Annotated in this window: 4 protein-coding genes; all 4 read left to right on the top strand. The window is 65.3% G+C overall.

Translation table 11 applies throughout. The features are described 5' to 3' along the window. Positions 1-140 precede the first annotated feature (140 nt). The 4 genes from Mhypo_RS11060 to Mhypo_RS11045 all read left to right on the top strand — a co-directional run bounded on the left by Mhypo_RS11060 (position 141) and on the right by Mhypo_RS11045 (position 14,620). Entirely contained in the window at positions 141-2,837 is a 2,697-nt protein-coding gene (locus Mhypo_RS11060; RefSeq protein WP_119341352.1) for a beta strand repeat-containing protein, read from the top strand. Positions 2,838-3,030: 193 nt separating this feature from the next. Then, entirely contained in the window at positions 3,031-5,676 is a 2,646-nt protein-coding gene (locus Mhypo_RS11055) for a hypothetical protein (protein WP_240637223.1), read from the top strand. Continuing rightward, complete coding sequence (locus Mhypo_RS11050) at positions 5,673-11,240, top strand: hypothetical protein (RefSeq protein WP_240637222.1); 5,568 nt, start codon at positions 5,673-5,675, stop codon at positions 11,238-11,240. Before Mhypo_RS11055 ends, Mhypo_RS11050 begins: the two co-directional genes overlap by 4 nt. Next, complete coding sequence (locus Mhypo_RS11045) at positions 11,237-14,620, top strand: DUF7933 domain-containing protein (protein WP_119341351.1); 3,384 nt, start codon at positions 11,237-11,239, stop codon at positions 14,618-14,620. Before Mhypo_RS11050 ends, Mhypo_RS11045 begins: the two co-directional genes overlap by 4 nt. The last annotated feature ends 39 nt before the right edge of the window (positions 14,621-14,659 follow it).

Here is a 14,659-nt window from a genome sequence, read left to right as displayed (position 1 = left end):
TCGTCACCGTCCAATACAACATTCCCTCTCTGCTTGGCAACGGCTTTCAAACCAATCCTCTCCAAAATGTTGGTTTTTACCCATCATCACACCACTTCGTTACTCAACCGAATTCTTTAGATGAGTCGAGGAATCCAGGAATGAACAAACTCTTCGCTCTGTTGGTTGCAGCGCTGGTGCTGTTTGGGGCTGTAATGGCCCAGCAGACCCCGGCTGGAACCAACATCTCCAACCAGGCCTCGGCCAGCTATATTGACTCGGCCGGTCAGGCCCGCACCACCACCTCGAACCAGGTCATCACCGTGGTGCAGCAGGTCTATAGCTTCAGCATCACCCCGGACGGCACCCAGGCCGCCCCTGGCCAGACCCGCAACGCCCTCCCAGGCGCACCCGTCTATTTCAGTTACACGGTCAGCAATACCGGTAACGGCTCTGATACCATCAACCTGACCACCGTGCAAGATACCGGGGATAACTTCGACCTGGGCAGCACGGCCATCTACCTCGACGCCAACTGCAACGGCACCATTGACCCCGGCGAGAACACCCCCATCACCAGTGTGAACCTGACCCGCCAGGGAACCCCAGGGGCCAGCGCATGTGTGATTGTGGCCGGAACTATCCCGGCCTCGGCCACCAACGGCCAGTTTGGCAATCTCAACCTGAGCGGCACCTCGGCCGGCAGCCCCAGCGTGACCGACACCAACAACTGGGCCCGGGCTACCGCCACCACCGCCGCCGCCCTCACCGCCACCAAGTCGGCCAGCCCCGCCGGTAGTGTGAGCCCCGGCAGCAACATCACCTACACCATCAGCGGTTCGAATGTGGGCGGTAGTGCGGCCAGCGGCGTGAGCGTAAGCGGCCTCGGAACTGGCATTCTCATTTCCGACGCCATCCCGAACGGCCTTACCGTATCGACCGCACCCACCGGCAGTGCAGGCGCTGGCACGGTGCAGATCGTGTACTCCACCAACGGAGGTGCTACCTGGAGCACCACTTCGCCGCTGCCCCTGACCGGCGACACCACCGGAACCAACCGGGTAGGCATGTTCATCAGCGGCAGCGGGGCCTTCTTCCCCCAGACCGCTTCCTACACCTTTAGCTTCCAGGCCACCGTACCCGCTGCCTCAGCCGCGGGAACCGCCTACTCCAATAGTGCGACCGTGCAGTTCAACAACGGCACGGCCAACCAGACCATCACCACCAACACCACCACCAACACCACTGCTAGCCGCTATAGCGTGGCTATCGGCGGCACCGGTGCCAGCGCGGTGGATGGGGCCGATACCCAGACCCTGGCCTCAGCCTTCTCGGGTAGCACCATCAGCTTTAGCTCCACTTTGCAGAACACCGGCAATGCCTCGGATAGCTTTACCCTGAGCCTGGGCCCCAGCACCATTGGGGTCTGCACCCTGTTGCAGTCCGACGGCGTGACACCGCTCTCCGGCCCGGTAGGCCCGCTGGCTGCAGGGGCCACCTACACGGTGGTGGTTCGTTGCGCCATCCCGGCCAGCCAGACCACCGGTGGTAGCGTGACCCTGAACGCCAACTCGGTCAATAATCCGAGCGGTAACGTGGCGACACTCCTGGACGGTGTGGATGAAACTACTCTGGCCGTTACCTCGGTGGTCTCGGGCTACGCTGTGGACGCCGCCCACAACACCAACGGCGCCGCAGGCAGCGAAGCCGGCGACCCCACCAACGATAGCCGCCCAGGCCACAACCCGGCCGTGAACCCCGGTGGCAGCGCCCTCTTCCCCTTCGAGGTGAGCAACACCGGCCAGAACCCTGATACCTACACCTTCTCGGCCTCGCTGCCCACGGGCTGGACGGCGGTCTTCTACCCCGACAGCGACTGCGACGGCAGCATGGACACCCCCACCCCCGCCCCCATAAGCGGTACGGGCCTGCTGAACAACGGCAGCACAAGCTGCTATATTGCAGTGGTTCAGGTACCTGCCGGCGCTGCACCCGCAGACGCCACCCCCGTCACCGGCGATAACGTGCAGTTCACCATCACCAGCACCACCCTGGGCAGCGTAAGCGATACCATCCGGGGTGCGGTGGATGTGAACCTGGTGGCCCAGGTCACCCTTAGCCCCGACCGCACCGGTACCATCACCACCCCCGGCACCCTTACCTACACCCATACCCTGGTCAACAACTCCAACCAGAGCGGAGTGTGCAGCATCTCAGGGGACGGCGGCAGCTTTGGCTGGACGTATCAGTACTCGCTGGATGGCAGCACCTGGGCGGCCAGCCTGAGCGGGCTCTCGGTAGCGGCCAACGGCGGCAGCCAGACCTTGTATGTTCGGGTACTCACCCCCGCCGCACAGCCCATCGGACGCACCGACGTCAATACCGTGACCGCAACCTGCACGGTAGGTAGCGCCACAGCCAGCGATAGCGCCAGTGAGACCACCACCGTGGTTGGCGGCGACCTGCGCTTGACCAAAACCGGCGTGAGCTATGTGGGCACCAGCAGCACCGTACGCGACGCGAACGCTGCTACCGCACTCCCCGGAGACGTGATCGAGTACACCGTGGTAGCCAGCAACATCGGGACGGGCAACCTCTCCCAGGTAGTGATCACCGACCCGCTGCCGTCTTATACCAACTTCGTCAGCGTGAGCGCTACCATCAGCGGCTTTAGCGGCGGTACGGTGCTTTACTCCACCGACGGCACCACCTGGAGTGCTACCGCCCCGACCACCCTTAGCGCGGGCAGCTCGATCTACGTGGCGGTGGACACCAACGGCGATAGCAACATTACCGCCGCCGACCAGATGCCACCTTCGGCCACCATTACCCTCACCTTCCGCGTTCAGGTGCAGTAGGCTTTAGTCCCGCCCCCCGTTTGGGGGGTGGGCAAATAACCGGGTAAACAGCGTGCGAGAGCCTATGATTGACCCTGAGCGGGCCGACCACAGGCTCTCGCAAACCTTATTTAGATTTTTCATACAACACCAGATGAATTTTTTTATACCCGCGCCTCTTCAGACCTCCCGGACTACCCTAATCCACAGTGGAATGCGTGTCGGGTGGGGTCTGGTGTGGGTCTTGCTGCTCCACTTGGCCTGGGCTGCCCCCGCCGGAACGGTTATCCGCAACCAGGCCCTGGCCATTGTGAATGGGCAAACTTATTTTTCAAACGAAATAGAGACCCTCGTACAGGCGGTATGCGTGCCTTCTCTCACGCCAAACGGAGCCCCAGGCACCCCCGCCCAGCAAGCGGTGGTCCCGGCGGGTGGGTTTGTGTACTTTGCCTATTTACTGCGCAACAGCGGCAACCAGAGCTTTACCTTCAGCCTGAGCTGGGTACAGGACAGCGCACCCTGGACGCCGGGTTCGGTACGGTTTTACCACGACATCAACGGCAACGCCCGGCTGGATGCCGGGGAAGTGGAAATAAGCAGCGTCACCCTGGCGCCCGCCCAAGAAATTCGACTGATTCTGGAGCTGCAAACCCCGCTATCGGCCCTCGGCGAGTTGCACATCAGCCCGGTGGCAACCTGTCCCGACGGCACCCGCGACAACGATAACTACAGCCGGGTCAGCATTGGTAGCGGGGCTGCGCTCAACGTGGTCAAGTCGGTGGATACCCCGGAGGCCCTCGAGGGGCAGGAGGTGCGCTTCAGCATTCGGGTCTGGAACCTCGGCAGCGCGCGGGCTGCCGGACCCATTTACGTGAGCGATCTGCTGGATACCCCAGAGTTGCGCGACCTGACCTACGTGATGGGTTCGGCCGGTGCTACCAAAGGCCGCCTTGAGTACAGCGATGGCAGCACCTGGAGCACGAGCGCAACCCAGGTGCGGGGCATTCGCCTGGTGCTGGAGGGCCTCGAGTCCGGCGAGGAAGCGCTCTTTAGCTTCCGCATGCAGGTTGGGGCCGGGGCGCTGGCGGGCCCCAGACGCAACATCGTGAGCGCTGAGTCCCCGGGCAGCAGCGCACAGGCCTCCGTCGAACTGCAAATTGCGGCTCAGTATGCCCTGGCCCTGGGACCTCTGGACAATCCGCAGGCGGTGGGGGCTGCCGACCAGCAAAGCGCCCAGCTTCTGGCCGGACAACCCTACTGCTTTACCCACACCCTGCTCAACCGGGGCAACACCGCCGACACCTACACCCTGGAAGCAGTGGGCCTGCCGAGCGGGGTCAGCCTGAGCTACCGTACCCTGGGGGGCGGCAGCCTGCCCTCCCCCATTGTGCTGCCGGCCGGGGCCAGCCTGAGCTTTGCGGTCTGCCTGCCTGGATTGGCAGTCGGAACGGCGCCCTTTGAGTTCACCCTGCAAGCCCGCTCGACTGCCTCGGGCAACGCCGACCCCACCATGAACCGGGTCGCACAGGTGCTGGATCCTTCGCTGATTACCTTGCGCAAGAGCACCCGCACAGGCCCCAACGTGACCCCCGGCGAGCGGGTGGTCTATACGCTGGAAATTGAGAACCCCCTGCCCATTGCCCTCGAGAAAGCCCTTGTGGAGGATGTGCTGGATGCGGGCCTCGAGTTCGTCTCGGCTTCGGAAGGCGGTACCTACACCTCCACAAGCCGCACGGTGCGCTGGAACCTGAGTCTGGCCCCGGGCAGCACCCGCACCCTGAATCTCGAGACCCGGGTAGCCAGTAGCGCTCCCAATGGCGCAACCATTCTCAACCGCTTTAGCCTGCGGGCCGATGCCATAAGCAATCCGTTGCTCTCCAACACAGTAAGCCTGAATGTGCTGGCCTCGGCGCTCTTGCTGGAAAAGCAGGTACAGCCCAACCAGGCCAGCGTGGGCGACCTGCTGACCTATGCCGTTACGGTGGTAAACGTGGGCCAGGTGGCGCTTACGGTGCGCCTCGAGGACACCCCCGAGCCCGGCCTGGTGTACCTGCCCGGGAGCGCCGCCCCTGGCGAGCCCCTCCTGCAAGGGAACCGGCTTATCTGGGACAACCTGACCTTAGCCCCCGGCGCCCGCATGGTGGTGAGCTACAAAATGCGCGTTGGAGCCGGAGCAGGCCCTTTGCTTCGGAACACCGTGCAGGCCATCGGCAGCGCCGGTAGCAACGCGGCGGTGGCCCATGCGGTGGCCTCGGCGGTGGTACAGCTCCAGCAAGGGGTGTTCACTCCGCCCCGCAGCTTGCTGGGGCGGGTTTTCCTGGACACCGACCGCGACGGCCGTTTCACAGCGGGCCTGGACGTGCCGCTACCGGGCGCACGGGTGCTCCTGAGCAACGGGCTACAAACCCTGACCGATGGCGAGGGCCGCTATAGCTTCCGCAACCTGCCTGGGGGGCTGTTTGAGGTGATGCTCGAGGCCGCCTCGGCCCTCTTCCAGCCCCTCCCTCACCCCGAAGCCCAGGGCGATGGCTACCGCCACCGGGTGCGGGTGGAGGGCCTGACCGTGAGCGACTTCCCGCTCGAGCGCCCCACCGGCCTGGTTCGGGCTATGCGCGAGACCACCCTGGAGTTTGGGCCGCTGAAGGTGGAAAAGAAACTGCTGCCGCTCCCGAGCGGATTCCGGGTGGTACTGGTCCTGAACGCCGCCGAAACCCTCACCGACCTGACCCTCACCGACCCCCTGCCCGGCGGCGGCGAACGGGTGTTCCGGTTTGCGCAGTTCCAGGGCACCCAAACCCTCACCTATGACCTGCCGGGTGGCTTCCTCACCGATCCCCAGGCCCGCTGGAGGTATCCGTGAAGGGGACAGGGCTCAGGGCACAGGCCATCCTGCACCCTGGGGTGCTGCTGGCCTTAAGCTTCTGGCTCCTGGCTTTCGGCGGCATAGCCCTGGCCCAGGCCCGCACCGACCTGCGGGGCATCGTGCCAGGGGATCGGCTGGGCTGGGAGATTCAGGAGTTGCGGGCCAGCGTGGTGGTGAGCAAGCCCACCCTTCTGAACCTGCAAATTTATTCGCCTGGCTTCGACCCGAACGATTACCGCCGTGCCCTGCGGGGCCAGGAAGAGCTCGGCGACGAGCGCTATGACCGGGGCCAGGGCAAAATGGTGGCGCAGTTTATGCTTTCGCGCGACGGGCAGATTCTGGCCCAGCAGACCTACCAGGTGGAGCCCCACCGCTGGGTGCTCTTCTTCCGAGGGCCGGTTGAGCCCGGGGTGTACCAGCTTTCCAGCCGCCTGCTGGGCCTGGGCAAGAACGCCTTCCGCTACCGCATCCAGACCAGTGTGCCCGGAGCCGCCGAGTTGCTGGTTGATCCCACCCTGCAACTCTACGATGTGCGCCAGTTCCAGATCGGCAACCCCCTCTCGGTCACCACCATCAAAGGCCAGGACTGGCTCGAGCCCTTCGTGCTGAACGTGAGCCCCGGGGTACTGCCCCTGCGCGTGGGCTTCTACGACGAGGACGGCGCCAAGGAGATGGAAGGCCGGGTACGGCTGCCGGACGGGCGCATAGAGCCGCGCGAGGTTTCCGGCGACCGGGACTGGGCCTATTACGACATCCGCCAGCCGGGGGTGATTACCTTTGGCTTTCGCCAGCCCAAAACCGCCACCCAGTACTCCAACACCATCGGCTTCCGGGTAGATGCCTGCATGGAGGTCGAGCAGAACGCCTTCCGGGTGGTGGCTCCGCGGCCCGTAACCGCCAGCGCGGTGGACAGCGAAGGCCGCCCCCTGAACGTACCCATTGCCACCGAGGGCGACAAAATCCGAACCCTTACCCTCTCCACCATGCCGGAAGGCTACCGCCTGGTGCGGGTGGAGGTACAGGGCGGCGAACGCCTGGGCAACCAGAGTGTGCGCTTTGGCTGTGCGGGGGGCCAGGTCCGCTTTGTGCTGGAAAAAATCGCCCCCCCTGAACCGGCCCCAACCCCCCTGGCCACGCTGGAAGTTGAGGCGGTGCTGGTGCTGCCAGATGGCGAACAACCCCTGGACCTGAAGGTGCAGGTAGGCGAACAGGAGATAACCCTGAACCAGGGAAGGGCGAGCCAGCAGCTAACGCCGGGCGGTTTCAAGCTCACCCCCCAACTGAGCGGCGCCCGCATGGTGGGGCCCGCGTCGGTAGTGCTCGAGGGCGGCCAGACCCAGCGGGTGCGCTTTCTGGTTTACCCGGAAGTAGAGCTTAGCCTGGAAGCCGCCCCGACCACGCTGCGGGTAGGCGAACAGACCACCCTAACAGCCCGTGTCAGCACGGCTTTCCCCCGCCTGCTGCCCGCCGATCTGGAGCTTCTGCTACCCCCCTGCCTGGAGGCCCTGGGCGCCACCCGCCTGACCGCCCCCGTGGCCCAGGGCCGCGACGCGGTTTTGCAGATACAGGCCCGGGCCACCTGCAAGGCCGAACCTGTGGTAAAGGCCGCGCTTTCCCCCTGGCAACAAGAAGCCTCCGCCGGCTTGCGTATCCTCCAGCCCGCTACCTTTACCCTGCGCAAGGAAGCGCTCACCCCCAGCGTGTTAGCAGGCGGTGAAGCCACCTGGCGCCTGCGGGTGCAGAACACCGGCGACGAAGCAGGCCGGGTACGTCTGCAAGACAACCTGGCCGCAGGGTTGCAGGGCTCGCCGCTCGACCAGACCCTCGAGCTTCAGGCCGGTGAAGAACGGGTGCTCGAGGTACGCGCCCGGGTAGCCCCGGACGCACCCGCCACCCTTACGAACACCGCCCGCCTGCTCAACGAGCAAAACCAACCCCTGGCCCAAGCCCGCGCCGAGGTACAGGTGCTGCGCCCGGTGGCCGAACTTTCGCGCACGCTCGACAAGCGCATGGTGATACCGGGGGAGGTGGTGGAGGTGCAGCTGAAAGTACACAACAGCGGCCAGGCCCCCCTGACCTACACTCTGCAAGACACCTACCCCGAGTGGCTCGAGGTGGCCCAAAGCCCTGCGTTCAGCGGTATGCTCGCGCCCGGGGCCAGCACGACCCACACCTACCGGGCCCAGGTGCGCTTTGGGGCCCCGGCGGAGGGGAGCTTCCTGGCCCGGCTCTCCTCCAACGGCGGTGATAAAACCGCCCCCGATCGCCTCCAGCGCACCCTGTTGCAGCTGGAAAAAACCGTGGAGCCGGCGCGGGTGCTGGTGGGGAGCCCGGTAACTTTCACCCTGCGCGTGGGCAACCCCACCGACCACCCGGTAACCCTCGAGCTGCAAGAGTCGCCCGACGAAGGCCTCAAGATGCAGCTACCCAACAGCCTGCGCTTCACCTTAGGGGCCGGGGAAGTGCGCGAACTGCGGCTCGAGGCCGAGGCGGGCCGGGTGGGCCTGTTGGAAAACCAGGTCACGACCCTGGTAAACGGGGTTACGGCCTCCTTCCCGGCCAAAGCCATCCTGACCGCGCTGCCCCTTATGGAGCCTTTGCGTCTTTCCACAATCCACCTGGATTTCAACGTCCAGAGCACTATCACCGGGGAGCGCCTGCTGCTCACCCACTTACCCCCCAACCCAGCCGCTTACGAGCCCGGCTCAGCCAGGCTCGACGGCAAGCCCATCCCCGACCCCCGGATAGACGAGGCAGGCCGGTTGTTCTTCGAACTGCCCTACCAGACCCAGGGGGTCTTTTCCTACCAACTGCGCCACCGCGAGGGCCTGGGGCCCATTGCCGAACCCACCCTGACGCTGCGCCTTGCCGACCGCGAGGTGTACCTGCAAGGCCAGCAGAGCTACGCCAGCTTCGAGAAAGCCCGACCGCTACAGGCCCAGTCCCGCGAGGGTTTTATTCAAGAACCTCTGCCCGGCACCCTCTTTCGGGTGGACAAGGCTCGGGTGGTGCTGCAAACCCCCTACGGCCTCGAGACCCGACTGAGCCTCAACGGTCAGCCGGTAGACAGCAAAAACCTGGGCCAGGCCACCTACGATACCGGCAAAGGTCTGCAGCGCCTGGAATACTACGGCCTGCCGTTGCAACCGGGCCGGAACCTAATAGAGGTGCAAACTGCGGCCGGCTCCGACCGGGTGGAGGTATTTTTAACGGGTAACCCCACCTGGCTGGAGGTGCGCCCTCTGCGCCTTCTGGCCGATGGCCGGACGCCGATTGAGCTAGAGATACGGGCCCTGGATGCCCTGGGCCTGCCGGCGGGCTTTGGTGCCGTGACGGTGGAGACCTCCATCGAGCCCACCGAGCCCGACGCCTTCCCGCTTTTGTCGGGTTACCAGTTGCTGCTCAAGGACGGGCAGGCCCTCCTGCGGCTCAAGCCCACCCCCACCCCCACCTCGTTGCGCCTGCGGCTGGCCTTTGACGAACTCGAGGGCCAGGCCGAGTTCTTTGTGCTGGGGCGCCAGAACCGGCTGTGGCAGTTCCAGGGCAGCGTGGGGATACGCTTGGGCGAGAGCATTCAGGTGTTTGGCCTGGGGCGCGGCTACCTGGAAAGCCCCTTGGCCGCCGGCACGCTGCGGGCCGCCCTGGATGGCTCGCTGCACTTCAACCAGGGCCAGCCCCAGGTGGAAAGCGGCCTGCGCGACCTGCCCGACCCCACCGGGAGCTTCCCGCTCACGGGCGCGGGCAACGAAGCCCAGTGGCCGCTGCGCTCGGACGACCCGGTGGCCCTGCGCTACGACCAGGAGGGCTTTGGCCTGGGCTATTATGCCGACCAGTTGAGTGTATTCGGGCTCAGTGGGCTGCCCCAGGGCACCGCCCTGCGCATCGAAACTCGCGACGATCTGGCCCTGCAGGGCTTTGCCGGCTGGCTGCCTGTGAACAGTAAAACCGATCTGATCGTGCCCGATGGCACCCGCTTCTACCGGCTCAGTGGCCCTGCCGAGCCCGGCAGCGAGCAGGTGGTGCTCCTGGTGGGGGCCAGCGAAAGACCCCTCGAGCGCCTCAAGGACTACGTGCTGGACGCTACCAGCGGCACCCTGACCCTCGCAGAGCCGCTGTGGCCCAGCGCCCCCAACTTCCAGCCGGTGCGCCTGCGGGTGGTGTATGCCCCGCTGGGCAGCGCCCGCGAACTCGGCTACGGGGCCGGGGCCCGCTGGCGGACGGGCGATTTCAGCATTGGCGCGGGGGTGGCCTATCTGCCCGGCAACGGCTGGCGCTACGGGGCCGAGGCCGCCTACCAGCTTCCCGGCTTTGGCTTGCGGGCCACCTACAGCCGGGGCAGCTTCGAGCGGCTGGGCCTCGAGCTCTCCGGCAAGAACGGTCCCCTCGAGTCCAGCGCCAACCTGACCTACGAGGGCAAACTCCAGGGCCAGGCCCAGGTGGCCTACAGCCTGAGCGAAACCGACCGGGTTTCGCTGGAACACCAGACCGCCGAAGCCAACCGCACCGGCCTGCTCTACACCCGCCGCCTCTCACCCGCCTTCTCGGTGGGGGCCGGGCTGGGCTACACCTGGGAAAGCGGCACCACCCTGGCCCTGGGCCGGCTGGGCCTGGAAAGCGGGGCTCTAAGAAGCGAGCTTACCCACGCCCAACCTTTTAGCCTGACCGAGAGCGCCTTCACCCGCTTGCACAGCACCCTTGCTCTGGATGTCAACCTGAGCGCCGAGGCCGAACTGACCCAGACCTGGGGCCTGGGCCTATCGGGCAACCTGGGTCTGAAGCAAAAACTGGGGGGCGCCAATCTTTCCCTCGCCTACCAGCTCCCGGGGGCCTCGGGCGAAGGCAACCGGGCCCGTTTTGGCCTGGAAGCCCCCCTCCCCCTTTCCGATAGCTGGAGCCTGAACGCCAGCGCCGGCTACGAGCGCAGCCTCTCCACCGGCAGCGACCAGCTGGCCTTTGGCCTAGCCCTGCGCTACCAGGCCGAGAACTTCGCCGCCACCCTGGGCGGCGAGACCGCCTGGGCCGCCGGCCAGCCCAAGGTGGTGCTGCGGGCCGGGGCCACCGGGCAGCTCGACGCCCAGCAGTCGCTCGCGCTGGACGCCAACTACCAGCTGGTGCCCACGCTGGAGGGCCGCTTTACGCTGGCCTATGCCCTGCGCGGGCGCGAGGTCTCGCTGCTCACCTACCACCGCCTTAGCAGTGGAACTGAGCGTGTTCTCGAGGGGGCCCTGGCCGCCAGCTATCAGCCGGATCTGGCTTTCCAGCTCCGCCCCAGCCTGGCCTACCGCCTCAAGCTGGACGACCCCGCCGGCCACACCTACCAGCTGGGCCTGGGCGGCAACTACTACTTCACCGACTGGCTGGGCCTGGGGGCCGCCGCCTACTACCAGCTCCAGCCCGGCACCCAGAGCAGCGCCACGGCGTTTTCGCTCGAGGCCAGCTTCCGGGTGGTAGAAGGCCTGTGGTTCAACGCCGGCTACACCTTTGGCGGCTTTGTGGGCCCGACCCCCGACACCACGCCGGGTTTTTACCTTCGCCTCGATATTCTGGGAGGTGGCCGATGAAGAGGTCTTTGATCGTACTGCTCCTGCTGACCCTGAGCCTGGCCCAGGCCCAGGTCATCCGCAACTTCACCTCCCGCTATAGCACCAATACCACAGGCGACATTGTACTCATCGGCAACACCCTCATGACCTGCTCCCCAACCGGTACAAACGGCGGCCAGTGCGCCAGCGCCAGGAACGGTACAACAAGCGGAAACTTGGCCAACAACAACTCCTACACCATGATTTACGTGGACACAGACGGAGATAGCACCACCTTCAACTCCTCCTCGGCCAGCCTCAACCTGCCTGCTGGCGCCACCGTGCTCTGGGCCGGGCTCTACTGGGGTGCCGAAGCACCCAGCCTGCCCAGCCCCAGCGCGGTTCGATTCCGCACCCCCGCCAGTGGGGGCTACACCACCCTGACCGCCACCCAGACCGACTTACTCACCGTATCAGACCGAAGTCTTTACCATAGCTTCGTTGAGGTCACCAGCTTGGTTCAGGCAGGCGGTAATGGAAACTACTGGGCCGCCAATGTTCAGGGTAGCCCCAATAACAGCAACCGCTACGCAGGGTGGAGCCTGGTGGTGGTTTATCAGCACTCCAGTCAACCATTGCGTCACCTGAACGTCTTTGACGGGTACGCGCAGGTTGGTGGTACAACCACGGTCAACACCACCATCAGCGGCTTCCTAACCCCGGCCACCGGCCCGGTCACCTTGCGGTTGGGCACAGTGGCCTACGAAGGCGACCGGGGAATAACGGGCGACCGTCTGCGGGTTAACGGCACGGATGTTTCCAACGCCACCAACCCTGCAACCAACTACTTCAACTCCACCATCAGCGACCTGGGGTCGCACGTTTCCAGCAAGAACCCGAATTACATTGACCAACTTGGCTTCGACATCGATCGCCTGGAAAACACAGGTCTGCTGGGCAACAATCAGTCCTCGACCAGCGTAGCTTTTGTCTCTACCGGCGATGCCTACTATCCGGGTATCCTCACCTTTGCCGTCAACATTTACGCCCCCGACCTCACCTCCACCTTCGCCAAGAGCGTAGCCGACCTCAACGGGGGCAACGTGCTAGTAGGCGACATCCTGGAGTACACCATCAGCTTCACCAACACCGGCCAGGATGGGGCTACCAAAGTGGTGGTGCGCGACCCCATCCCGGCGGGCACCCAGTATGTGCCGGGCAGCTTGCAGGTCGTCAGCAACGCTACCGGAGCCCCCACCGGCAGCTTTACCGACGCCAGCGGAGACGACATCGCCGAGTACAGCCCCGCCTGCAGCGAACTTTCCGGTAGCCCCCCTTGTGTGCGCTTCCGCCTAGGCACCGGGGCCAATGCCAGCCAGGGCGGGCTGATTCCGCCTACTCAGGGGGCCAGCCTGCGCTTCCGGGTTCAGGTACTCCCCAGCGCCGCCGGCCAGACCATTACCAACATCGCCCAGGTAAGCTACAACGCCCAGACCCTGGGCACCGCCTTCAGCCAGACCGCCAGCGCTAACGCAAATAGCACCGTGCCCACCTCCCCCAGCCTCAGCAAGGCCTTCAGCCCCAGCAGTATCCCCATCGGCGGCACCAGCACCCTCACCATCACCCTGAGCAACCCCAACGCCACTGTCGCCACGCTGACCGCTACCCTGGTGGACAACCTACCGGCTGGCCTGGTGGTGGCCAGTCCCCCTGCGGCCAGCACCACCTGCCCGGGCGGTTCGGTAACGGCCGCCGCGGGTAGTTCCACGGTAACCCTAAGCGGAGGTCAGATCCCCGCCAACGGCACCTGTACCGTTACCGTCAACGTTACCGGCAGCAGCCCAAGCAGCTACACCAACACCCTGGCCGCTGGAGCCTTGCAGACCGATCAGGGCAATAGCCCCGGCCCCGCCAGCGCCACCCTTACCCTCCAGGGGGCCAGTCTCTCGGGCCGCATCTACGCCGATCAACAGCCCAACGGGGTGCGCGAGCCGGGGGAAGACTGGAGCAGCGGGGTCCCAGTCTATGTGAACCTGGTGCAAGGCAGCAGTGTGATGCAGTCGGTAGCGGTAAACCCTGGGAGCGGGGTTTACGCCTTCAGTACGGTAGCTCCGGGCAGCTACACCCTGGTGGTGACCAACAGCCCCACCAACACCACCCCCGCCGCGCCCTCCGGCTGGCTCTTCATGAACCCCAGCGGCAGCCGTACCGTCGGCATGGGCAGTAGCAATATCGCCAACCAGGACTTTGGTTTGTTCAACGGTTCGCGCATCCGGGGCACGGTATTCCGCGACGATGGGCTGGGCGGGGGCACTGCCAACGACGCCCTGCAAAACGGGGGTGAGCCTGGCATTCCCAACGTGCTGGTGAGCGCATCAGACGGAACCAATGTGCGCAGCGCCACCACCGATGCCAGCGGCCTTTACATGCTGTTTATCCCTGCCAGCTTTGGCTCTAGCCTGACCCTCTCCCACCCCCTGCAGCCCGCCACCGGCAGCAACGTGAACGGAGCCGGCGTTAGCCTGGCCTCCGGCTACGGCAGCGCTGCCGCGGCCAGCCGAACCATCGGCGGCTTTGCCCCTGGGCAGTACTACGAGGGCTACAACTTTGGGGTGGTGCGCGATAGCCGCCTCTCCCCCGATCAGTCGGGGCAGTCGCCCAGCCCAGGAACGATTACCTATAGCCACCTGTACCGTCCGGGCACCCTGGGCACGGTAAACCTTGTCCAGAGTGGGAGCAGCTACACCTACGCCCTGCGCCGCGATGTGAACTGCGACGGCGATTTTGCCGATGCAGGCGAGGGTTTCCAACCCTTGCCGCAGAGCTTTACGGTAGACGCCTCCTGGCCGCGTGAAAGCGACGGCAGCTTGCGAGCCTGCGCCCTGGAGTTGCAGGTAGTGGTGCCGGCAGGTTTGCCGGCGGGGCGGGTTGACATAGCCCAGCTTCAAGCCGCCCTGGGATGGGCCAACAACCCAACCATTACCGACACCCGGCAGGTGTTCGACACCACCACCGTGGTCACGGCAGGGGGGCTGCAACTGCTCAAGGAAGTACGCAACGTGAGTACCGGGAGCGCCTTCGCTGCCAACGTGCAGGGGCGGCCTGGGGAGGTGCTCGAGTACCGCATCACCTATCAGAACATCGGCAGCCAGCCCATCTTCAATGTGGTCCTGGCCGACCCCATCCCCTTCTTCACCACCCTGGTACAAAACGCCTATGGCGGTACAGGGGAGCTCGAGCTGGCCTGCCCAAACGGCACCTTGGCACGCCCCGATCTGGGCAGTGTGGGCAGCATCAGCCTAAATCTAGCCTCGCTGTGCAGCCTCAGCACCGCCCCCAACCCCAGCGGCAGCGGCACCCTACCGGCGCTATTGCCGGGCCAGGGCGGGTATTTGGTGTATCGGGTGCAGATACAGTAAATCGGCCCTTAGCCGTTCCAGAGCACACCGTTCTATCCC

The organism is Meiothermus hypogaeus, from assembly GCF_003574035.1.
Lineage (GTDB): Bacteria > Deinococcota > Deinococci > Deinococcales > Thermaceae > Meiothermus > Meiothermus hypogaeus.
The sequence above is the reverse complement of the archived record's forward strand: the minus strand, read 5'-3'. Positions and strand labels throughout refer to the sequence as shown.

Coding starts and splice junctions, on each gene's coding strand:
- Mhypo_RS11055 (WP_240637223.1), top strand. CDS start 3,031: ATGCGTGTCGGGTGGGGTCTGGTGTGGGTCTTGCTGCTCCACTTGGCC.
- Mhypo_RS11045 (WP_119341351.1), top strand. CDS start 11,237: ATGAAGAGGTCTTTGATCGTACTGCTCCTGCTGACCCTGAGCCTGGCC.
- Mhypo_RS11060 (WP_119341352.1), top strand. CDS start 141: ATGAACAAACTCTTCGCTCTGTTGGTTGCAGCGCTGGTGCTGTTTGGG.